This is a genomic window from Alphaproteobacteria bacterium, from assembly GCA_041396705.1.
Lineage (GTDB): Bacteria > Pseudomonadota > Alphaproteobacteria > CALKHQ01 > CALKHQ01 > CALKHQ01.
This window is the reverse complement of sequence record JAWKYB010000006.1, coordinates 276,257-300,275: the sequence shown is the minus strand read 5'-3', so window position 1 is coordinate 300,275 and position 24,019 is coordinate 276,257. Positions and strand designations below refer to the sequence as shown.

Sequence of the window (24,019 nt, the reverse complement as noted above, 5' to 3'; positions counted from 1 at the left end):
CGGCCCGCCTGCGAAGTGGCCCGGTGGTGCAAGCCTTACCTGTCCCGTTCTTTGTTGCTGCCGGCGTTCTTCGGCCGGGTGTCCGGGCGTTGCATTTGTGCGACGCACAATGCCAGATTATCCGATATGAGATGGGTACAGTATTACATTTGTTTCATAAAAAGCCAGTAACAAATAGAATAGAACGATTGGCAATCTTTACTAAATCGCATGTTTTCTCGAAAAATAGGAAGAAGTCCGAGATTACACTTCAAACAAACCGATAGGTTTTTGCCTTTTACGGATTGTTCACGCAGATTGTCACAGTTAACGACGAGATGAGCACGTTTTTTCTCCATACGAACATAATTTGTTAACGACTTCAATACTGAAATGGTTAATAACTTTACCAATCCGTGTAACAATCAAATGAAACAAGATCATGCGATGCTTGTTGGAGTAAACGATCATGGCATTTTGTTGTAATCAGAAGAAAAACTGAGATTGCCGGGTTGACGCGATGCCGGGCCATGTGATGTCATTCGCTGCAATGCGCAAAAACGTGGCTGCCGATTTGTGCGGTGCAGCGTGATGGAGGTCGGTGAGGTGAAGATCGCGGTTTTTGGTGCCGGCTATGTCGGTTCGGTCAGCGGAGCCTGCATCGCCAGCCAGGGCTTCGACGTTACCCTGGTCGACGTGACCCAGGCCAAGGTCGACCTGATCAACGAAGGGCAGTCGCCCATCGTCGAGGCCGGCCTGCCCGAACTGATTCGCGCCGGGGTGCAGGGCGGCCGGCTGCGGGCCACCGGCGACGCGGCGGCGGCGGTGCACGCCACCGACCTTTGCCTGATCTGCGTGGGCACGCCGAGCCTGGCCAACGGCGACCTCAATCTCGGCTATGTCGAGCAGGTCTGCGCCCAGATCGGCGCGGCCCTGCGCGAGCGCGCGGGCTATTACTCGGTGGTGGTGCGCAGCACGATGCTGCCGGGCTCGATGTACGGCACCGTGATTCCGACGCTGGAGCGCCATTCCGGCATGCGCGCCGGCAAGGACTTCGGCATCGCGATCTACCCGGAGTTCCTGCGCGAGAGCACGGCGCTGGACGACTACGGCAACCCGGCGATCATCCTGATCGGGCATGAGGACGAGGAGACGCTGCGGCGCCTGCGCGCGCTGAACGCCCGCATCGAAAGCCGCGAGGTGCTGACCGACATCAAGACCGCGGAAGCGGTGAAATATGCCAACAACGCCTGGCATGCGACCAAGATCGCCTTCGCCAACGAGGTCGGCAACCTGTGCAAGTCGGCCGGGATCGACGGCCACAAGGTGATGGACGTGGTCTGCCAGGACCGCCGGCTGAACATCTCGCCGGCCTATATGCGCCCCGGCTTCGCGTTCGGCGGGTCGTGCCTGCCGAAGGACCTGCGCGCCCTGCGCGCGCTGGGCCGGCGCAACGATGTCGCCACCCCGTTGTTCGACGCGGTGCTGCAGGCCAACGAGCTGCAGATCCGCAAGGCCTTCGACATGGTCGAGAGCACCGGGCGGCGCCGCGTCGGCATGCTGGGTCTGACCTTCAAGTCGGGGACCGACGACCTGCGCGAAAGCCCGCTGGTCGAACTGGCCGAACGGCTGTACGGCAAGGGTTACGAGCTGCGCATCTTCGACCGCAACATCCAGATCCCGCGGCTGGTCGGCGCCAACCGCGACTATGCGGCGACCCATCTGGCGCACCTGTCGTCGATGATGGTCGACAGCCTCGACGAGGTCTACGACCACGCCGACGTCATCATCGTCGGCAATGGCGACCGCGATTTCGCGGCCGCCGCCGACCGTGCCGCCAAGGACCAGACCGTGATCGACCTGGTCCGGGTGCGGCAGGAACTCGCCAGCAACGGCCAGTACAACGGGATCTGCTGGTAACCGCGGCAAGGCGCGGGACCGGAAGACCAAGCCGATGCGGCAGGCGGCCGGCATGGCCGCCTGGCGGGACCGGACCGAGACGGCGCAACGGAGCGACGCAGTCCGATGACGAGGGTGGGGCATCTGTCGAACAAGGCCGGCCATGCGCTGTATGTGCTGGGGCTGACGGCGTTGGTGCTGCAGTTGCCGCCGGTCGTGCTCGACCCGGCCTCGACCCAGTTCGTGCTGCTGCTCGGCGGCGTCGGCCTGTGGCGCTACTCCTGGGGCGCGCTGCACTTCGTGCGCTCGCTGATCTATCGCCTGATGGTGTTTCCGCGCTGGCGCCGTGCCGCCGACGCCATCGCCGCGACCCGGCTGCCGCCGCACATCTACCTGCTGGTGACCAGCTTCCGCATCGACAGCGAGACCACGCGACGGGTCTACCGCTCGGTGATCGAGGAGGCGGTGCGCTACGGCGCCCCGGCGACCGTGGTGGCGTCGGTGGTGGAAATGGCCGACCAGCGGCTGATGAAGGCGCTGTTCAACAGCCTGCGGCCGCCGGCGCATGTGCGGCTGATCTGCGTGCGCGTCGCCGGCACCGGCAAGCGCGACGGCCTCGCCTCCGCCTTCCGCGCGATCTCGATGCACCGGCCGCCGCCGGGCGCGATCGCGGCGGTGATCGACGGCGACAGCATGCTGACGCCGGGTCTGCTGGCCAAGTGCGTGCCGTTCTTCGCCCTGCGCCCGAAGCTTGGGGCGCTGACCACCGACGAGATCTGCGAGGTCGAGGGCCGGCCGGTGTTCCGCAACTGGTATTCGATGCGCTTCGCCCAGCGCCACATCGGCATGTCCTCGGTGGGCCTGTCGCGGCGCGTGCTGACGCTGACCGGGCGGATGTCGATGTTCCGCGCCGACCTGCTGACCGACCCCACGTTCATCGCCGCGGTGGAGATGGACTGGATCGACCATTGGCGCCTCGGCCGTTTCCGCTTCCTGACCGGCGACGACAAGTCGAGCTGGTTCTGGATGCTGAAGCGCGGCTACGAGATGCTGTACATCCCCGACGCGCTGGTGGTGACGATCGAGACGCCGCCCGACCCCAGCTTCCACCGCGCCGCGGTGGTGCTGATGAGGCGCTGGTTCGGCAACATGCTGCGCACCAACGCGCGCGCCATCATGCTGGGGCCGAAGCCGATGGGCCTGTTCACCTGGTGGTGCGTGGTCGACCAGCGGCTGTCGATGTGGACCACGCTGATCGGGCCGGTCGGCGTGGTGCTCGCCACCTTCCTGGTGACGCCGTTCGCGCTGATCTACTACATCGCCTGGATCGGCTTCACCCGCTACGTACTGACCCTCAGCCTGCTCAGCGCCCGCAAGTCCGTCTCGGCGGCCTATCCGTTCCTGCTCTACTACAACCAGATCGTCGGCTCGGTCGTGAAGACCGTGATCCTGTTCCGCCTCGACCGGCAGCGGTGGACGCGGCAGAAGACCACGGCGGATCGCAATATCGGCCGCGTCCGTGCGCGCTGGATGGCGCTGTCGTCTGCGTACATGCACGGCCTGTCGCTGGTTCTCCTTATCGTCGTCGTGACCTTCCTTCTGAACATTCTGACCCTGCCAGATGTCGGCTTCTGGCAATACAGGCTTGGGATTTGACATGAACCAGATGCAGCCCGCACCGCTTGTGGTCCACGAGGCCGAACGGCAGCGCCAGCATGTTCGCTTGCGGGTGCCGCTGATCGTGGAGATCGCCGGCCAGCGCTACAACGTGCAGGACTGGTCGGTTGCCGGCTTCTCGCTGCCGGCGTCGGCGCTCAGCCTGCCGGAGGGGCACAGCTACAACGCGCGCCTTGTCCTGGCCTTCGCCGAGTTCGAGTTCGATCTCAAGGTCCGCTTCGAGGTGGTCTATGTCAGCGACGCGACGGGGCGGATCGGCTGCCGCCTGGTCGACCAGACCCCGCAGCAGCTTTCGGTCCTGCAGTTCATGGTCGACGCCTATCTGTCGGGCGAGATCGTGCAGGTCGGCGACCTGTTCGACATCGCGCGGCGCGACAACTTCATCGCCGTCAAGCAGGTGCCGAAGCTGACCGACCGCGAGCGCTGGTGGCAGCGCGCCCGCGGCTGGCTGTTCGGCACGGCGGTGGCCGCGGTCAGCCTCGGTCTGCTCGCCCTGATCGCCGGCAGCGCCTACGAGCGGATGTACGTGATCGACGCGCACAGCGCGGTGGTGACCACCGACCTGATCCACATCGCCGCGCCGCAGGGCGGGCGGCTGGCCTACGGCGCCGCGGTCGGCGCGGGCACGGTCGAGGCCGGCCAGCCGCTGGCCACGGTGACGACGCCGGGCGGCTCCGTGTTCTACGTCGACAGCCCGTGCGATTGCAGCGTGGTCGACGTCCTGTCCAGCGACGACAGCCAGGTCGGCGTCGACGCGTCGCTGCTGCTGCTGGCGCCGGAGGGTGCGCAGACGCGCATCTCGGCGCTGATCCCCTACGACGATGCCATGCGCCTGCGCGAGGGCGAGCCGGCGGCGCTGACTTTCGCCGCGGTCGACGGCAGCTATGGCGGGCACATCGCCAAGGTCGACCTGCGCCGCCAGCTGACCGAGCTCGGCCAGCCGCTGATGGACGCCGAGGCGGTGGTCACAGCCGAGGTGACCATCGTGCCGGACCAGCCGGTACCGGTCGACTGGATCGGCAAGCCGGTCGGCGTGCGCATCGACGTGTTCGGCGACAGCTGGCTCGGCAAGCTGACCGGCGGTGGCGCATGACGCCTCGTTCACAGTCGGTGCTATCCTTCGCTGCCGCGGTCGCGACGCGCATCGGCGTGTCGCGGGCGCACCTGGCGGCAGGGGAGTGAGAGCGATGCCGGCGAGCGACCTGATTCCGGTGATCCTGTGCGGCGGTGCGGGCACGCGGCTGTGGCCGCTGTCGCGCAGCGCGCGGCCGAAGCAGTTCCATGTGCTGACCGGGACGCAGACACTGCTGCAGCAGACCGTTCTGCGCGCGACCCAGGCGGGCGCCGGCGAACCGGTGGTGGTGACCGGCGCCGCACACGGTGCGCTCGTCCGCCGGCAGCTCGCCGAGATCGGGGTGCGGCCGCTGTGCATCATCGAGGAGCCGTGCCCGCGCAACACCGCCCCGGCCATCGCGCTGGCCGCCCACTTCCTGCAGGCCGCGCGTCCGGGCGCGGCGATGTGGGTGATGCCGTCGGATCACATGATCGGCGACGTCGCGGCGCTGGCGGTGGCGACCCGGGTCGCCGCCGACGCGGCGCGCAAGGGCTATCTCGCCACCTTCGGCGTGCGGCCGGCGTCGCCGCACACCGGCTACGGCTACATCCGCAGCGGCAGCGGCATCGACGGCGTGACCGGCGTGGTGTCGGTCGCCGCGTTCCTGGAGAAGCCGGATCGCGCCCGCGCCGAGCGCTTCCTCGCCGACGGCGGCTATTACTGGAACAGCGGCATGTTCGTGTTCGCCGTCGACCGGATCCTGGCGGAGATCGAGCGCTATGCGCCGGAGGTGGCCGGGCCGGTGACGGCGGCCTGGCAGGGCCGCACTGCCAAGGGCGACACGGCGGTGCCGGCGGCGGCGGAATTCGATGCCGCCACTGCGATCTCGATCGACTACGCGGTGATGGAACGCACCGATCGCGCGGTCGTCGCGCCGCTGGACGCGGACTGGAGCGACATCGGCTCCTGGGCGGCGATCTGGGACCTCGGCGACAAGGACGAGGCCGGCAACGCCATCGTCGGCCGCGGCTTCGTGCACGACAGCCGCAACTGCTATGCGCACACCGCCAAGCCGGTGGCGCTGGTCGGCGTCGATGACCTGATCGTGGTCGAGAGCGACGACGCCATCCTGGTCTGTCGCCGCGACAAGGCGGAACTGGTCAAGCATGCCGCGACGGCCGCGCTGTGGGCCGGCGCCGCCGACGGCGGCGCGGCGGCGAAATCGGGGGTCAAGGCCGACGCGGCGTGACCCCGCAACGGGCCGTCGGCGTGACCGGCGGCAGGACAAGGTCGGGACGGGAAGGGCATGGGTGCATGCGGCGGCATCGACGGCTGTGTGGTGGCGTGGCGCCGGCGGGCGGTGCCATGGCTGCTGGCCTGCGCCGTGGCGGCACTGCCCGGGGCGCATGAGGCCCGCGCCGACGCGGACGCATTCCTGACCGACCCGGCCGCGCGTGCGGCCGCGTGGCGCGACAGCCTGGGCGCCGGGCTTGCCGGCGATCCGGCGACGCTGGCGCCGGCTGCGCAGGCGCGGCTGGTGGCCGATGCCGTCGGCCTGGCCGCGTCCGGCTGCGACGGGTCCGATGACGCCGCGTTGGTGTCCGCGCTGGCGCCGGCGGTCGCCGACCCGGCCGCCCAGGTCGAAGCCTTCGTTGCGTCGGCGGCATGTGCCGGCGCGGCCGGCGACGGCCAGGCGGTGCGCGCGGCGCTGCACGGCGCGCTGGAAGCGGCGCGGACGATGCCGGCGCCGGACGATCGCGACCGGCTGGTCGCCTGGATCGCGGACATCGCCGGCGCGTCCGGCGCCCTGCCGGCCGACGAGATCATGGAGTGGGCGAAGGAGGTGACCGCGGCACCGGCGCGGGCCACGGTCGTGCGCGCCTGGGCGCTGGCACGCTTCGTCGACGATCCGCAGAATCCCCTGGGCCTGGCGCCGGTCGGCCCCTATGCCGCGATGCGGCTGGATTCGGAGCAGGCGCTGGCGCTGGCCGGCGCGGCGCTGGCCGGCGGCGAGCCGCTGCCCGCCTTGCAACTGGCGGCCGCCTCCGCCACCAGCGCGGGCGACGACCGCACGGCAATTCTGCAGGCGATCTACGACGGCGCCCGCGCGCAGGGCGACTTCGCGCTGGCGCGCATTGCGGCGATGGCGACCGCACGCGCCGGCGACCAGCGCGACTGGCTGGCCGCGCTGGCCGACGACGCGCTGGCCGCCGACCTGCCCGGCGAGGCGGCGCTGGTCGCCGGCCTGATGGCGCCGTCGCGCGCCGCGATCAACGTCTGGCTCGACATCGCCCGCCGGCACCGGGACGCCGGCTATCCGCAATGGGTGACCGATGCCCTCGACCATGCCGAGGCGCTGGTCGCACGGCTGCCGGCGCCGGAGCGCGCGGCCGCGCTGGCGCGGGTCGCCGGCCGTGCGGCGCAGCTGGACGAGGTCGACCGGGCGGCCGGCCTGCTCGCCGCCGTCGCGGAATCCGACGAGCTGGCCAAGGCGATCTCCGACCTCGCCAAGCGGCTGGCCGAACTCGGCCGGCTCGACGAGGCGCGGGACTGGGCCGGGCGCATCGACGCGGCCGCGGTGGACGTGGAGCTGCGCAGCCGGGCATTCGGGGCGATCGCCAAGGCCGAGGCCGAGGACGGCGACCTCGACGGCGCGATCGCGACGCTGGAGTCGCGGCCGGATCTCGCCGGCCGCTATCGCGACCGCGCCCTGCGCGCGATCGCGGTCGGGTTGGCAGCGTCGGGCGAAGCCGAGCGGGCCCGCGCCTATCTCGACCGGATCGAGGATGCCGAGGAGCGGGCGCGCGCCGAGGCCGACCTGGGCCGCCAGTCCGGCCTGGACGAGGCGCTGCAGCGCTTCGGCGGTGCGACCGCCGTCGCCGCCACCATCGCCGACGCGGCGAGCCGCGACGCGCTGCTGCTCGATCTGGCGCGGGCCATGCTGGCGCGCGTGGATGCCGCCGGCTTCGACGCCGCGCTCGACGGCCTCGCCGCGCGGATCGACGGCGCCGCCGCGCGCGCCACGCTGGCCGGGCTGCGCATGGCGGCGACCGCGCCGCTCGATGCGCCGGACGAGGCGCTGGACGTCACGCTCGAGGCCATCGACGCACTCGCCGACCCGCGTGCCGTGGCCGAGGCCCGGTCGATGCTGGCCTGGCGCTATGCCGATGCCGGCGATATCCGCCGCGCCACCGCGATCAACCGGGGGCTGCGCGACTGGCGCCTGCGCCTGACCAACTTCCGCGCCATCGCCGAGGAGCAGGCAGCGCGGCTGGACGTCCATGGCCTGATCGCCGCCGCGCCGGTCGAGAGCCATCACATCCAGACGGCGGCGGCGACGCCTGCGGTCACCGCGGACGGGCGCGAAGTGCTGCTCGACCGCGCCGGACTGGCCGCCTTCTCCCTGCCGGAGAACGACTATCGCCGCTGGCCGGAGCTGATCGGCATGAGCGACCGGCTGGGCACGCTGCGGCTGCAGCCGGCGGACATTCGCGCCCGCTTCCCGGCCGTCGCCGCCGGCCGGGTGCACCGGATGACCGGCCTGACGCTGCCCTATAACCGCAAGTTCACCGAGATCGAGCCGGTCATCGGCCAGGCCCAGGCCCAGGGCGAACCGCTGCCGCAGGTCATCTACATCGAGGACGGGGTGGTCACCCTGCCGATGGTGCGCGAGCAGCTGCTGGAGCGCGGCGCGGCGGACTATCTGACGGTCGAGGACGGCGTCTATCTGATGCGCCGGCCGCTGGTGGTGGGGCCCAACGCGACGCTGGTGATCAGCGGCGCCGAGGTGCGTGAGCTGCGGCTGTCGACTCTGAACCACGTCTATCTGGTCGCCGCCGGAACGCTGCTGGTCGCCGACACCACGATCACCTCGTGGGACACCGAGAAGGACGGCCCGACCGAGATCGTCAAGGGCGAGAACGACTACGACTTCCGGCCGTTCGTGGCGACCTGGAGCGGCTCGCACATGCTGGCCACCCGCGCGATCTTCCGTGCGCTCGGCTACGGCAACCGCAAGTCGTTCGGCATCGGCTTCTCGGCCGGGCCGCACGACTACAGCCGCTACGGCATGATCCTGCCGTCGCCCGAGGCCACGCTGGTCGAGAACCTGTTCGAGCGGATGTACTACGGCTTCTACAGCCGCGACGTGATCACCGCCGACATCATCGGCAACGAATACCGCAACAGCGTGATCTACGGGCCGGACCCGCACGACTACAGCGAAGACATCCTGATGGCCTACAACACGGCCTACGGCACCAAGGTCAAGCACGGGCTGATCGTGTCGCGCGAGGTCGACGGCATCTTCGTCGGCAACATCGCCTTCGACAACCATGGCGCCGGCATCATGCTGGACCGGCTCAGCAACCACTCGGTCATCTACGCCAACACCGTGTTCGACAACGGCAAGGACGGCATCGCCGTCTACGAGACCGCCTGCGCGATCGTGGCCAACAACCACGCCTACGACAACGGGCTCAGCGGGGTCCGGGTGCGCAACAGCGTCGACGTGGCGGTATTCGACAACGACATCGAGGACAACGCCGAGGCCGGCATCGTGCTCTACACCGACGACCTCGCCGAGCACGTCTGGCGCAACCTGGAGCTCGATCCGTTCTGGACCATCGTCTCGGCGACGGTGGCCGACAACCGCATCGTCGGCAACGGCAATGCGATCCGCGCCACCGACACCTACGCCCTGTCGATGGCAGACAACCTGATGCTGGAGAACGGGCGCCGGCCGCTGGTCGGCGACTTCGATCCGCTGATGGCTTCGCTGATCCGGCAGACCTATTTCGGCGAGGATCCGCTGATGGTGGCCGAGCCGTGCCTGGGTCCGGTCGAGCGCTATGCCACCTGCGGCTTCCGCGACCTGGGCGTGTTCGACGCCGACGGCCAGTCGCAGTGGGACCTGGTCGGCGCGCCCGACGTCTGCGCCGGGCAGTACGACCTCAGCAATGCCGGTCTGGTGCGCGAGGTGGCGCAATGAGGCGCGCGCTGGCGATCGCCTTCGTTCTGGCCGCCGGACCGGCGGTCGCGGCCGACCTCGGCCCCGGCCTGTTCGACGTCGACCAGCGCCGGGCCGAGCTGCAGCGCCCCGACTACGAGGCGGTGCGCGCGGCGTGCCTGGCGGTCGCGGTCGAGGACGCGCTGCCGCTGCCGGAGCCGGTGGCGGCGCTGAGCCCGACCGACGACTATGGCACCGACCATGCGTCGCAGGATTTCGCCTGGAGCGTGATGGTGCTGGGCGGGCGCAGCCTTGCCGGCGACGCGGACGCGACCGCGCTGCTGGTCGAGGCGCTGACCGGCTGGGCGACGGCGGGCGCGCTGGAACAGACCCCGACGCACTACGACCCGTTCTTCGCGCTGAAGCGCACGCTGTTGCCGACCATCGTGTCCTATCGGATCGCGGCCGACAGCCTGACGCCGGCACAGGACGCGCTGGTGCGCGGCTGGCTCGACGGGCTGGTGCGCCGCATCGACGCGACATTCGACGGCGACGTCGACCGCAATAACCACCGCTACCTCGCCGACCTGGTGCTGATGACCTGGGGTTCGGTCGTCGGCGACGACGCGCTCTACGCCAAGGGCGAGGCGCGCTATGCGACCGCGCTGGGCCAGGCCCGGGCCGACGGCAGCCTGCCGCTGGAAAGCCGGCGCGGCGCGCGGGCGCTGTGGTACAGCAACATCGCCACCGGCGAGCTCTCGACCATGGCCCAGGTCGCGCGTGCGGCGGGCCGCGACCTGGCCGCCACCGAAGTCGACGGCCGCGGCCACGACCTGCTGCTCGGCTTTCTGGTCGACGCGCTGGAGACGCCCGGCCTGGTGCTGCCCTATGCGGTGGAGAACACGATCCCGGGGCCGGGCGACGACTATCGCGACCAGGATTTCGGCTTCACCGAGCCGCGCGGCCACGGCCGGCACTACATGGCCTGGACCGAGGCGCTGCTGGCGCAGCCGGCCGACACGCCGGCGCGGGCCCGGCTGGCCGGCTATTTCGCCGCCACCCTCGCCGCGGCGCGCCCGCTGATCGACGAATATGCCGGCGGCAACGCCACCTGCTTCTGGATGCGGCCCGCCGCCGCGTTGCCCGGCCAGTGACGCCCCCACCCCCAGCACACGCCGCGAGGTCCCCCATGTCCCGCCCAGTTCCGAAAGCCCGCTCACCGAGACGCGCGATCCTGGCCGTCTCGGCGCTTGCCGGCAGCCTGATGCTGGCGCTGCCGGCGCAGGCGCAGTCGGTCGACCCGCTCGAGCTGGCGCTGGAGCAGCGGCCCTTCTACATCGAGCTGACCGACCTGGCGCTGTCCGGCGACGACGCGGCGCTGGCCGCGCGGGTCGAGGCGCTGACCCAGTCGCAGAGCTACGAGGAGCTCTACGGCCTCGGCCGGTTCCTGGCCAACAAGCCCACCGAGTATGTCCTGCCGCATCCCGATTTCGCCGGCGCCATCGCCGCCTTCGGCCGGGCGCAGGCGATCGCCGAGGTGACGCCGGGGCGCGACGCCCGCCGGCTCGCCCTGCGCGCCAAGTACGAGATCGCGCGGATGATCATGCGCAGCGCCTTCGACGACGAGAGCCGCGCCCGCGCCCGCACCCTGCTCGGCGAGGCCGCCGGCCAGGGCCTGGGCCAGGCCGCCCTGGTGCTCGGCCGCGCCTATGTCAGCGGCGAGCTCGGCGAGGTCGACGAGGCGAAGTCGGAGGAATGGTATCGCCGCGCGCTCAGCCTCGGCGTCGGCTCGGCGGCGATCGAGCTGTCGTCGATCCTCGCCACCGCCGACCGGCCGGACGCGCGCGACGAGGCGCTGAACCTGTCGCGGGTCGGCCTTGCGCTGCTGCAGCGCGAGGCGCTGGAGGGCGACACCGACAGCGCGATCATGCTCGGCCAGACCTACATCAACCACCCGCTGATTCCGTCGAACCCGATCGAAGCGCAGCGCTGGCTCAGCTTCGGCGCCGGCCGCGGCGACGCGCAGGGTCTGCGGGCGCTGTCGGAGCTGCTGCGCAACGGCACCATCGGAACGCCCGATCCCGACCTCGCCGGCGACCATCTGGACCGAGGCCGCGAACCTGGGCTCGACCCAGGCGGCGCTGGATCTGGCGCGCAACCTGCTGCGCCAGGAACGCCTGAACATCACTGTCGGCGAGGACGTATCCCGCCTGTGGCTGGACCGGGCGATCGCGGTGGGGAACCGGCGGCGATCTATATCGCCGCGAAGCTGGCCGCCCAGGACGGCGACTTCGACCGCCAGCGGCAGCTGCTCGACGACGCGGCCCGGCTCGGCAGCATCGATGCGATGTTCGAGCTGGTGCAGGTCCATCTGACCCGCGGCGAGACCGACGCGGTGCTGGCGCTGGTCGAGACGATGGAGCGGCTGGTCAGCCAGCGGGTGTCGGCGATGACCGCGCTGGCCGAGCTGAAGCTGTCCGGCGACGCGCAGTCGGTGCTGCGCGACGTGGACGGCGGCCTGGAGCTGATGCAGCGGGCGGCGGACCTGGGCAGCGGCCGCGCCATGTTCCAGCTGGCGCTGCTGTACCGCGACGGCGTGCTGGTCGAGCGCGACGAGGAGAAGGCGGCAAGCCTGACCGCAGCAAGCGCAGCCGCCCGCCACCTGCCGGCGGTCCTGGAGCTGGCCGACCAGAATGCCCGCGGCCTGATCGAGGGTGCGTCGATGGAGCGGGCGATGGCCCTGCTCGACCAGGCGCGGGCGATCGCGCTGGAGGAAGGCTCGACCGGCATGATGAGCCTCGGCCGCGGCTTCCTGTCCGGCATCGGCGCGCTGGACATGCGGGCCGAGGGCGTCGAGTGGCTGGAACGATCGATCGCGCTGGGCAACCCGCGCGCCATGGTCAGCCTGGCCGACGCGCTACAGAACGGCGCCGCCGGCACCTTCGATCCGGAGCGCGCGATGACGCTCTACAAGGAAGCGATCGACTATGGCGACCTGACCGCGCACTACCAGATCGGGGTGGCCTATGCCACCGGACTGGCCACCAAGATCGATTTCGACGCGGCGATGGACCACTACCGGCTGGCGGCCGCGGCCGGCTCGGCCGACGCGGCGGCCGAGCTCGGCCTCGCCTACGCCACCGGCGCCTTCGTCGAGCAGGACCCGCAGCAGGCGTTCGACTGGCTGCGGCGGGCGGCCGACGCCGGCAACGTGCCGGCGATGATCTACATCGCCAACCTGATCGCGATGGACGTGCTGCCCGGCTTCTCCAAGGACGACGCCATCGACTGGCTGACGCGCGCGGCCGAGACCGGCGACATCGACGCGCAGTTCCAGCTGGCGCTGACCCTGGACCGCGGCCTAGTCGGGGAACGCGATGTCGACGGCGCACGCTACTGGATGGGCGTGGCCGCGCGCGCCGGCCACTTCCAGGCGCAGATGGAGCTGGAGCGCCTGCTGGAGCGATTGAATGACGAGAGCGGCTGATCCGATGCGCAGCGGGCTGCGCTGGCACCGGGCGCTGGCGCCGATGGCGGTTGCGCTGTGTGCGCTCGGCGGCTGCGTCGGCGGCATGCCGGGGCTCGGCGGCGACGCGTCGGCGCCGGGCTTCACGCTCGCCGACATGGAGCCGCGCGACGTCTACCGCCTCGGCCAGGCCTACGAGACCGGCGACGGCGTCGCGCCGGACATTCAGCGCGCGGCCGAGCTCTATGCCGAGGCCGCGCGGCGCGGCTATTTCCGGGCGAACGAGCGGCTGGGCATCCTGGCGGCGCGCGGCGAGATCGACGTCGACGCCGCCACCACGCGCGACCGGCTGAATGCCGCCTCGCTGCGCAACCAGACCACCGGTTCCCTGGAATTTGCCCGGATGATCCTGTCCTCCGACGACCGCAGCGCGGCCGACGACCGCCGGGCGATGGAGATCCTGCAGCGCTATGCGCGCGAGGGCGAGCCGGCGGCGCAGATCCAGCTCGCCCGCGTCTATGCCGATCCGGCGCTCGGGCGCACCGACTATCCCGAGGCGGCCCGGCTGATGCAGGCGGCCTACGACGCCGGCAACGTGCAGGCGGCGATCGAACTGGCGCGGCTGCACGCGGACAGTACCTCGCCGCTCTACGATCCGGCCGCCGCGCGCGACTGGGCGGCCATCGCCGCCAATGCCGGCGAGCCGCGCGGATGGCTGGTGCTGGGCCAGGCGCTGTCCGACCCGGATCTGCCCGGCTACGACCCGGCCGCGGCCGAGCAGGCCTTCCGCATGGCTCAGGCGTCCGGTTTGCCGGAGGCGCCGCGCGCCTATGCCCGCTTCCTGCAGGCGCAGTCGCGCTACGGCGACGCATGGGCGATCTATGAGCAGCTGCTGGCGGCCGGCGAGGACCCGGAGGTCGCCTATGACGCGGCCCGGCTGATCGACGACGGCGGCTTCACCGACCGGTCGCGCGCCTATGCGCTGTACATGACGGCGCTGGACGCCGGCCAGTCGTCGGCGGTCAACCGCCTGCTGCGGCTGCTGGAGGACAATGTCGGCGGCGCCCGCACCCAGTCGGCGCCGTTCGCCGCCGTCGCCGCCTATGCCGACCGCTCGCGCAACGCCGAGTTCCTCGGCCGGGTCGGCCGGCTCTATCTGGAGGGCCGCGGCGGCACCCAGGACCAGACGAAGGCACTGGATTACCTGCAGCGTGCGGTCGACCTCGGCAACGTCGACGCGGCGCTGCGCGCCGGCCGGCTGCTGCGCGACGGCACGCCCGGCATGGCGCCCGACCTTGCGGCGGCGATGCGCTACTTCACCATCGCGGCGGACGCCGGCAACGGCGGCGCCTGGATCGAGCTCGGGCGGATGCAGGAGCAGGCGGGCGGCCTCGATGCCGCCGCCGACAGCTACCTGAAGGCGCTGGCGGCCGGCGAGACCGGCGGTGCCGGCCAGCTCTACCGGCTGGTGCGCGACAACCCCTCGGTGGCGGTCGACATGACGCCGGTGGTCGCCGGGCTGGAAGAGGCGGCTGAAGGCGGCGACAGCGCGGCGATGCTGGCACTCGGCGACATCGCCGTCGAACCGCGCTTCGCCGTCGCCGGCAGCGGCACGGCGATCGACTGGTACCGGCGGGCGGCCGAAAGCGGCGACCCGGTCGGCTATCGCAGGATGGGCGACCTCGCGGTCGAGGCCAAGGCCGGGCTGTCGCCGGAACAGGCACTCGGCTTCTACGAGCAGGCGCTGGCCGGCGGCGACGCGGCCGCCGGGCTCCGCATGGCCAGCGCGCTGCTGGAAGGCGTGCCGGACCGGGCCGCCATCGAGCGCGCCGTCGCCCTGACCGAGCCCGGCGCGCGCCAGGGCGACAGCCAGGCGCAATACTGGTACGGCGTCGCGCTGCGGGCCCAGGGCGCCTATGCGGACTCGATCGACTGGCTGATCCGGGCCTACAAGGCCGGCGAGGAGCGAGCGCTCGGCCAGATCGTGACCAGTGCGACCGAGGGCGGCGCCCGCGGCGCGGTCGACCTCGACGCCATGTTCGCCGAGCTGACCAGCCGCGGTTCGGCCTGCGAGCGGGCGCCGTGGTACACGCTGCTCGGCGATCTCGCCGCGCGCGGGGCGGTCGCGGCCAGCGAGGCCGGCGACTATTACGTCGAGGCGATGAAGCTGGGCGACGCCGCGGCGGCGGCCGGCATCGGCCGGCTCAACGTCACCGGGGTCGGCCTGTCCGCGCCGGATTTCGCCACCGCCTATGTCTATCTGACCATGGCGAAAGAGGCCGGCGTCGACGGCGTCGACGGCGCGATCGCCAATCTTGACCGGCTGATGACCGACGCGGAACGTGGGCGGATCGACACGATCGACACCGGCCTGCGTGCCCAGCTTGGAACCGTCTGCCCATGAGCCAGAGCCTTCCCCGCCGCGACCCGTCGTCCGCGCCGCTCGGCGACATCAACGCCCGGGCCCAGGCCTGGCTGCGCGAAACCGCGCTGCCGCTGTGGGCGGCGGCCGGCGTCGACGGGCGCCACGGCGGCTTCATGGAGCTGCTCGACCTGGACGGGCGGCCGCTGCCGTCCGACCGGCGCCGCCTGCGCGTGCAGGCGCGGCAGATCTACGTCTATGCCGACGCGGCGGTGCGTCACGGCGACGACCGCGCGCGCATGGTGGCGCTGCGGGCGTTCGACTGGATGCAGCGGCACTACTGGTCGGCCGATGGCGGCTGGGTGTTCGCGGTCGACGGCGACGGCACGGTGGTCGACGCCGCCCGCGAAGCCTACGAGCAGGCCTTCGCCATCTTCGCGTCCGCCTGGCTGTTGCAGGCCGCGCCGGACTGCGGCGCCGGCGCGTGGATCGAGCGCACCTGGGCGTTCCTCGACGAGCGGCTGGCATCGCCGAACGGCGGCTACCGCGAAAGCTTGCCGGACCGCACGCCGCGGCGGCAGAACCCGCACATGCACCTGCTGGAGGCCTGCCTGGCCTGCCACGCCGCCACCGGCGACACCGCCTATCTGGACCGGGCGCGCGCGCTGTACGGCCTGTTCCAGCGGCACTGGTTCGACCCGCGGCTCGGCATCCTCGGCGAGTATTTCGACACCGCGTGGCAGGCGGTCGACGAGCAGCGCTTCGAGCCCGGCCACCACATGGAATGGTGCTGGCTGCTGCAGCGGCTGTCGGAGCGGACCGGGCTGCCGGTACCGGAGGCCGCGGTGCTGCACGCCACCGCCGAGCGCCACGGCCGCGCCGCCGACGGCTTGCTGATCGACGAATGCGCCGCCGACGGCGCCCCGATCCTGGCCACCAAGCGCTGCTGGCCGCAGACCGAGGAGATCAAGGGCCAGCTGGCGATGTACGAGCGCAGCGGCGATGCCGGCTATCTCGACCGCGCCGGCGCCGCGGTCGAGCGGCTGTTCGCCCATTACCTGCTGCCCAACGGCGCCTGGCGCGACCGCGTCGATGCCGACGGGCGCGGCATCGGCGACGAGGCGCCGGCCAGTTCGCTCTATCACATCGCCCTGGCGCTCAACGAATTCGACCGCGTGCTCGGCTTCGCCCGGGCGCGCCAGGCCGCGATCCAGGCAGAACCGTAACGACGAGAGCAGACCGATGCGCACAGTTCCCCCGCTTCCGCTGAGCCCCGCCGCCGTCCTCGCCCTGGGCGGCCTGATCGCCGCCGCCCCTGCGCTGGCGCAGGACGAGGGCCTCTACGATCCCGCGCCGCCCCCCGGCGCCGCCTTCGTGCGCGTCATCAACCTCGCCGGCGGCGATGCGGCGGAGGAGGTGACCATCGGCCAGAACTTCGCCGGCAGCGTCGCCGCGCTGCAGGCCTCGCCCTACTATGTGGTGGAGGAGCGCGAGACCGCGATCGCCCTCGGCGACGCCGAAGCCACGGCCGAGATCGAGCCCGGCCGCTTCTTCTCCGTGGTGGCGCGGGCCGGGGCCGACGGCCTCGCCGTGACCACGCTCGAGGACACGCCGAACACCGACCGGACCAAGGCGCAGCTCGCCCTCTACAATCTGACGCCGGAGGCCGACGTCGACCTGGTCACCGCCGACGACAAGGTGGTGGTGTTCGACGACGTCGGGCCGGACTCCGCCCAGTATCGCACGGTCAACGCCGTCACCATCGGGCTGGCGGTCAAGGTGAACGGCACGGTGGTCGCGACCTTCGACGCGGTGCCGCTGGAACGCGGCATGGCCTTCGGCTTCCTGGTCGGCGGCGACGGACCGTCGGTCGAGATGGTCCGGGCCGAGACGCGCCGCTGAGGCCGGGGCCGCGGATTCGATGTCGCGCATGCGCATGTGGCTGAAGGCGGCTCTGCTCGGCCTGGTGCCGGGGCTTGCGGCGCTGCCGGCGCTGCTGGCCGCTGCGTCTGCGCACGCCCAGCCCGTGGTGTCCGACCCGCTGGCGGCACAGGAGCTCGCCCGCGCCGAGACGCTGATCGAGCTCGGCGAATATGACGAGGCGGTCGCGATCCTGAAGCGGCTGGCCAACGGCGGCTTCGTGCTGGCCGCGGTGCGGCTGGCCGACCTGCTCTACGACGAGATCGAGGTCGGCACCGAGGTGGCGGACTCGCCGGAGCAGCGCGCCATCCTCGACCTCGCCATCGATTTCTACCGCCAGGCCACCGCCATCGACGGCTCCCACTACGACCGCGCCGGCCGGCGCCTGGCGCGCCTGCTGCTGCTGCGCGCGGAAAGCGATACCGACGTGCAGGCGGCCGTCGACCAGCTGCGCTCGCTGATCGTGCTCGGCAGCGGCGCCGCCGCCTACGACCTGGGCCGGGCCTACATGTTCGGCCGCGGCGTACCGGGCAACGCCCGCCAGGCGGAGCGCTATCTGCACATCGCCATCGACATGGGCGAGTACAATGCCGCGCGCCTGTTCGGCTTCATCCTTGCCCGCGGCATCGGCCGTCCTTCCGATCCCGAGGCCGCGATCCGATATCTGCAGATGGCGGTCGACCACGACGACTACCGGGCCGCGCGCACGATGGCCGACGTCTACGCCCGCATGCTCGGCGACGGCGAAAGCGCGGTTGCCGCGGTCGATGCGGAGATCGACATCCTGCAGCGGCTGTTCCGGGCCGATCCGCGCCCCGGCTACGCGATGCGCCTGTCCGAGCTCTACCTGCGCGATCCCTATCGCCCGCAGGAGCTGGACCAGGGCATGGCCTGGCTGGACCGGGCCGCCGCCGACGGCACCGGGCTCGCCGCCTACCGGCTGTTCCAGATCTACGTCGACCCGGCATTCGGCCCTTACGACCCGGTGGCGGCGGGCGGCTTCGCCGGCCAGGTGGCGGCCGACGCCTACTGGGACGCGGTGCCGGCAATCGCCAACCAGTATTTCCTCGCCGCCTGCGATGCGCCGGCCGATGCCGCCCAGGCGCTCGACTGGCTGGAGCAGGCCGCCGCGGCGGGGCATGCCGATTCGATGCACGTGCTCGGCCGGGCGCTGGCCGGCGACTGGGCCTGCCTGTCCGGCGGCCGGCGCGAATCCCAGCAGTGGATGCTGGCGGCAGCCGAGGCCGGCTGGGGCGAGAACGAGGATGTGCTCGACCTGGGCCGGGCCGCGCTCGACACGGCGCTGGACGAGGCCGACCGCGAGCACGGTCTCGCCCTGCTGGCGGTTGCCGCCGCGCGCGGCAACCTGGCCGCCAAGACCGATCTCGGCGCGATCCTGCTCGAAGAGGGGACTTCCCGCGCCGAGATCGTGCGCGGCGCCGACCTGCTGCGCGCGGTCGGCAACGAGCAGAACGGCCCGCGCGCCATGATCGCGCTGGCCCGCGGGCTGCTCTACAGCGCCGACGCCGACGAGCGGGCGGAGGCGCTGCTGTGGCTCAAGCGCGCGGTCGGCTACGGCCGGCCCGATGCGATGCGCATCCTCGGCCGCGCCTACATGGAGGGGCTGGTGGCGCCGCACGACCCCGCCGCCGCGACCGAGCTGCTCGCCCACGCGCTCGCGCTGGGCGATGGCGAGGCGGGCGTGCTGCTGGCCGACATCTACATGTCCGGGCTCAACGGCACGGTCGACCTCGACCGGGCCCGCACCACGCTGGAACAGGCTGCCGGCTATGGTTCGGCCGAGGCGATGCTGCGGCTCAGCGAGATCTACCGGCTCGGGCTCGGCGTCGACGCCCAGCCGGCGCTGGCCGACGATTTCCTCCTGCGCGCCGCCGAGGCGGGCAATACCCAGGCGCAGCTGCTGCGCGAGGCCGGCGTGCCGGCCCTGCCCGGCATCGGCGCGCAACCGTCCGGCTGAAGGGATGGCGATGGCGACCCTTGTGCGCAATGCGTTCGCCGGCCTGGCCGTGCTGCTGGCTGCGGCCGCGGCCGGCAGCGCCGCCCGGGCGCAGGCCGCGGCCGGCCAGGACGCGCTCTACTGCAGCGGCCTCGACCTCGCCGAGAGCTACGACGGCTCCGAGGGGCTGGCGGTGGTCTCGGTCGGCCGCGACGGCTATCTGTTCAGCACCACCCGCGCGCTGAACGAGCTGTCGCCCTATTCGCGCGAATCCTTCCACTACATCCGCCGCCTGGCCGAGGCGCTGAAATGGCGCGGGACCAACCTGGTCATGGCAGTGACGCCGCCGCGCGGCGTCGTCCTGCACGCGTTCATGGACCCGGACCGGCCCGAGCACGCGGCGTTCAGCCCGGAGCGGACCTACGCCAACTACAGCGCCAACATCGAGGTGCTGCGCCAGGCCGGCGTGATCGCGCCGAACCTGCTCGACGCCGTCCTGGTCGACGATCCGGTGCTGCGCACGGCGGTGTATTTCCACGACGACTTCCACTGGGCGCCGCAGGGGGCCCGCCTGTCGGCCGAGGCGATCGCCCAGGCGATCCGCGCCCACCCGGACGCCGCCCGCCTGACCGCCCACGACTTCGCGCTGGAATCGCTCGGCTTCCGCGACACCTACGGCCCCTATTCCGATGCGGTCGACCAGATCTGCGGCGTGCGCCCGCCGAGCAAGCGCTACGAGTTCTTCGCCACGCCGGAGGCACCGGCCGGCCCGGCCACCTCGGCCGACCTGCTGATCGACGAGCCGGCCGAGTCTTCGGAATCGCTGCTGTTCGGGCCGGTCGAGGAAAACATCGTGCTGGTCGGCACCAGCTTCAGCCAGCGCGTCAACAACGACGCCAACTTTCCCGGCATGCTCGCCCACTATGCCGGCGCTTTCGTCGACAACCGCGCGGTCGCCGGCGGCGGCCTGACCACCACCATCGAGGGCTACCTGCGTTCGCGCGACTTCCAGAACCAGCCGCCGCCGTTCCTGGTCTGGGAACTGGCGGCCTATTACGACATCGACGGCGAGCCGGCCTTCTTCCGCGCGGTGATTCCCGAGGCGCTCGGCGAATGCGCGGCGGCCGACGCTGTCGCGTCCGGCGCGGCCGAGCTGCGCGACGGCAGGGCCGTCCTGGTCGCGGCCGCTGGCGGCGCGCCGATCCCGGTCGACCGCACCTTCCTGTTCCTGGAGGTCGACGACCTGTCGCTGGTCAAGTTCACCCTCGAGATCGAGGATGCCACCGGCTTCGTCGACCGGGTGCCGATCGACCGGTCGACCCGGGTGCTCAACGACGGGCGCTTCTTCCTGGAGCTGCTCGACCTCGGCGCGCCGGTGGTCGAGGTGCGGCTGGCCTATGACGGCGACCACCGCGGCGACGTCGCCACCCGCGTGTGCCGCGAGCCGGCCGGCGTCGCGCCGCTGTTCTGAGCGGATTCGCTACCGGGGCCGGAGCACGTGCGGAGGCCGCAGGAAAGGATGCGAAGTCTTTCGGTAGTATTTCGGAGCGATTAAGAAAACTTGTGTCAAACGTAAGTATTATCCCGGAATAATAGCCATTATATTGTAGGTATTTCGGGCGGCGATGGCCGCCTTTTCTTTGAGGTCTGCAGACATGATGCGTCTCTTCGATGTGCGCGACTATGGCGCGCGCGCCGGCGACAGCGGCGACGACACTGCCGGCATCCAGGCGGCGCTGGACGCGGCGCGCGAGGCCGGCGGCGGCCGCGTCTATCTGCCGGCCGGCACCTACCTGGTCTCGGCGCCGGGGGCGGGCAGCAACGGCGCGCTGCACGTCTACGGCAACACCGAGCTGTTCGGCGACGGCATCGGCGAGACCCGCCTGCGGGTCGACGACGGCCAGGCCGGCGACCTGCGCGGCGTCGTGCGCCTCGGCGGCAGCGAGGACACGGCCAACATCGTGGTGCGCGACCTCAGCATCGACGGCAACCGCGCCAATGCGGGCGGGCTGGTCGACGGGCTGAAGAGCGAGGTCAGCGGCGGCGCCGCGGTGGACAACGTGCTGATCGCCAACGTCGAGGTTCACGACGTCTCGCGCTACGGCTTCAACTTCATGGGCAGCACCGGCAACCTGACGGTGCGCGACAGCGTCGCCCGCGACAACAGCATCAACGGGTTTGCGCTGGTCGAGGTCGACGGCGCCGTGCTGGAGAACAGCGTGGCGACCGGCAACGGTTATGTCGGCATCACCGTCACCCATGCCGCCAGCAACGTGCTGCTGCAGGGCAACAGCGCCAGCGGCAACGAGCTCGGCATCGTGGTGCAGCAGGGCTATGCCGACGGCCTGACCCGCAAGGTCGCCGTGGTCGGCAACACGGTCGAGGCCAACCGCGACTACGGCCTCAAGGCCGCGGCGGCTGAGCGGCTGGAGATCGTCGGCAACACCATCGCCGACAACGCCCGCGCCGGCCTGCTGCTGCGCGGCGTGCGCGACAGCCTGGTGTTCGACAACCGGCTCGACGGCAACGGCACGGGCGAACCGCATGCCGCGGTCAAGGTCGAGGCGTTCGACGCCGGGCTGCCGTCGGCCAATCTGCGGCTGTATGACAACGTTGTCGCGGCCGGCGCGGTCGCACTGGTCTACGGCATCGACGAGCACGACCCGAGCGCGAGCGGCAACAGCTACCGCGGCAACCGGTTCAGCGGTTCGATCGACCATTCGATGCGGCTGCGCGGCGCCGGCTCGACCCGCGACGACGCCGACAGCGGCTATGCCTATGCCGGGCCGGACGATCCGCGCGCGGTCCACCCCGACCAGCTGGAACGCATGTTCTCGGCCGATCCCGGCGACCTGTCGCTGACCGTGCTCGGCAGCGACAGCGGCGACAGGCTCTATGCCGGCATCGACGACGACCTGGTGCGGGCCGGCGCGGGCATCGACACCGTCTATGGCGGCGACGGCGCCGACCGCATCGAAGGCGGCGCCGGCGGCGACCGGCTGTTTGGCGGCAACGACGCCGACTTGATCGACGGCGGCACCGCGGCCGACACGGTGATGGGCGAGGCCGGCGACGACCGGCTCTACGGCGCCAACGGCAACGACGTGCTGCTCGGCGGGGTCGGCGCCGATACCGCCTCCGGCGACAGCGGCGACGACCGGGTCGAGGGCGGCGACGGCGACGACCTGCTGCGCGGCCAGGCCGGCAACGACCGGCTGATCGGCGATGCCGGCGACGATGTGCTGCTCGGCCACGACGGCGACGACCTGCTGGAGGGCGATGGCGGCGCCGACACGCTGTCCGGCGGCAACGGCGCCGACACGCTGCGCGGCGCGGACGGCGCCGACAGTCTGTATGGCGGCGCCGACGCCGACCGCCTCGAGGGCGGCTCCGGCGACGACTGGCTGCGCGGCGACACCGGCATCGACATCCTGAAGGGCGAGACCGGTGCCGATTCCCTGTCCGGCGGCAGCGACGGCGACACGCTCTACGGCGGCGCCGACGGCGACTGGTTGTCCGGCGACAATGGCGACGACCGCCTCGACGGCGAACTCGGCGACGACGTCCTGTTCGGCGGCGACGGCGCGGACTCCATGCTCGGCGACGACGGCGCCGACACGCTCGACGGCGGCAGTGCCGCCGACACCCTGCGCGGCGAGGCCGGCGACGACCGGATCGCCGGCGGCACCGGCGACGACTATGCGGTCGGCGGCGACGGCACCGATGCGATCCATGGCGACGACGGCAACGACACGGTGCGCGGCGACAGCGGTGCGGACACGCTCAGCGGTGGCGGCGGCGACGACGACGTGCGCGGCGGCACCTCGGCCGACACCGTCTATGGCAACGACGGCGCCGACGTGCTGCACGGCGACGACGGCGACGACTGGCTGTCCGGCGGCAGCGGTGTCGACACGGTCGACGGCGATGCCGGTGACGACATTCTCGACGGCGGCGGCGGCGACGACGCGGTCAGCGGCGGCACCGGCCGCGACACCCTGCACGGCGGCAGCGGCAACGACGTGGTCAGGGGCGAGGCCGACGCCGACCGGCTGTGGGGCGATGCCGGCGACGACACGCTGATCGGCGCCGAAGGCCGCGACACCCTCAGCGGCGACGACGGCGCCGACCGGCTGGAAGGCCAGGCCGACGACGACCTGCTGTACGGCAAGGCCGGCAACGACTATCTGCGCGGCGATGCCGGCCGCGACTTCCTGTCCGGCGGCGACGGCGCGGACGAACTGCGCGGCGGCGCCGACCGCGACACGCTGGACGGCGGCGCCGGCGACGACGTGCTGCGCGGCGAGGACGGCTCGGACCTGATGACCGGCGGCGCCGGGGCCGACCTGTTCATCAACGGCGGGGTCGACGGCCTCAAAGACTATGTCGGCGACTATTCGGCGGCCGACGGGGACTTGCTGCGTGGCGGCAAGTCTTTCGCGGTCGCGGGCGGACATACTTATGTATATGACCGCGACGGCGTGATCGTCTTCCGGCTCGACAACTACGACGCCGGCCGCGACGGCATCCTCTACGATTGAGCGCTGCCGCCGCGAAAGCGGCGGGTCTCGCCGTGGCATGTCGAAAAAATGGATCGAACATTACGACACGGATATTTTCGCTTAACTCGATGACAGTACTTCATTTACCAATGATTCAGGGTTTCATTATTCTCGTCCGGCCAGTTCCATTATAAACTGTCTGTCATTTTAATAGATAAAATTGGCCATTTAGGCTCACGGTAATAACTGTCGGGC

General features: G+C 71.3%; 13 protein-coding genes. All 13 read left to right on the top strand.

Going from position 1 to position 24,019, the window contains the following annotated elements:
- Window positions 1-585: 585 nt before the first annotated feature.
- The 13 genes from R3F55_11035 to R3F55_10975 all read left to right on the top strand — a co-directional run bounded on the left by R3F55_11035 (window position 586) and on the right by R3F55_10975 (window position 23,803).
- Complete coding sequence (locus tag R3F55_11035) at window positions 586-1,899, top strand: nucleotide sugar dehydrogenase (protein ID MEZ5667946.1); 1,314 nt, start codon at window positions 586-588, stop codon at window positions 1,897-1,899.
- A 105-nt stretch (window positions 1,900-2,004) separates the two neighbouring features.
- Window positions 2,005-3,534 (top strand): glycosyltransferase, encoded by a 1,530-nt coding sequence (locus R3F55_11030; GenBank protein MEZ5667945.1) that lies wholly within the window; start codon window positions 2,005-2,007, stop codon window positions 3,532-3,534.
- A gap of 1 nt (window position 3,535) precedes the next feature.
- Window positions 3,536-4,648 (top strand): PilZ domain-containing protein, encoded by a 1,113-nt coding sequence (locus R3F55_11025; GenBank protein ID MEZ5667944.1) that lies wholly within the window; start codon window positions 3,536-3,538, stop codon window positions 4,646-4,648.
- A 94-nt stretch (window positions 4,649-4,742) separates the two neighbouring features.
- Window positions 4,743-5,858, top strand: coding sequence for a mannose-1-phosphate guanylyltransferase/mannose-6-phosphate isomerase (locus R3F55_11020; GenBank protein MEZ5667943.1), 1,116 nt, complete (start codon window positions 4,743-4,745; stop codon window positions 5,856-5,858).
- A gap of 57 nt (window positions 5,859-5,915) precedes the next feature.
- Window positions 5,916-9,599 carry a right-handed parallel beta-helix repeat-containing protein gene (locus R3F55_11015; GenBank protein ID MEZ5667942.1) on the top strand — a complete coding sequence of 1,228 codons (3,684 nt, stop codon included), beginning with the start codon at window positions 5,916-5,918 and terminating at the stop codon, window positions 9,597-9,599.
- Window positions 9,596-10,711 (top strand): alginate lyase family protein, encoded by a 1,116-nt coding sequence (locus R3F55_11010; GenBank protein MEZ5667941.1) that lies wholly within the window; start codon window positions 9,596-9,598, stop codon window positions 10,709-10,711. The genes R3F55_11015 and R3F55_11010 overlap by 4 nt, the downstream gene beginning before the upstream one ends.
- Window positions 10,712-10,746: 35 nt before the next feature.
- On the top strand, window positions 10,747-13,044 hold the full coding sequence (locus tag R3F55_11005) for a hypothetical protein (GenBank protein ID MEZ5667940.1): 2,298 nt from the start codon (window positions 10,747-10,749) through the stop codon (window positions 13,042-13,044).
- Window positions 13,028-15,427: a hypothetical protein gene (locus tag R3F55_11000; protein ID MEZ5667939.1), complete on the top strand. Its 2,400-nt coding sequence runs from the start codon at window positions 13,028-13,030 to the stop codon at window positions 15,425-15,427. The genes R3F55_11005 and R3F55_11000 overlap by 17 nt, the downstream gene beginning before the upstream one ends.
- Window positions 15,424-16,611, top strand: a complete 1,188-nt coding sequence (locus R3F55_10995; GenBank protein MEZ5667938.1) for an AGE family epimerase/isomerase — start codon at window positions 15,424-15,426, stop codon at window positions 16,609-16,611. The genes R3F55_11000 and R3F55_10995 overlap by 4 nt, the downstream gene beginning before the upstream one ends.
- Window positions 16,612-16,627: 16 nt before the next feature.
- Window positions 16,628-17,287, top strand: coding sequence for an alginate O-acetyltransferase AlgF (locus R3F55_10990; GenBank protein ID MEZ5667937.1), 660 nt, complete (start codon window positions 16,628-16,630; stop codon window positions 17,285-17,287).
- Between the two features lie 28 nt (window positions 17,288-17,315).
- Entirely contained in the window at window positions 17,316-19,283 is a 1,968-nt protein-coding gene (locus R3F55_10985) for a tetratricopeptide repeat protein (GenBank protein ID MEZ5667936.1), read from the top strand.
- Window positions 19,284-19,293: 10 nt separating this feature from the next.
- Complete coding sequence (locus R3F55_10980; GenBank protein MEZ5667935.1) at window positions 19,294-20,733, top strand: hypothetical protein; 1,440 nt, start codon at window positions 19,294-19,296, stop codon at window positions 20,731-20,733.
- A 184-nt stretch (window positions 20,734-20,917) separates the two neighbouring features.
- On the top strand, window positions 20,918-23,803 hold the full coding sequence (locus tag R3F55_10975; protein MEZ5667934.1) for a glycosyl hydrolase family 28-related protein: 2,886 nt from the start codon (window positions 20,918-20,920) through the stop codon (window positions 23,801-23,803).
- Window positions 23,804-24,019: the final 216 nt, after the last annotated feature.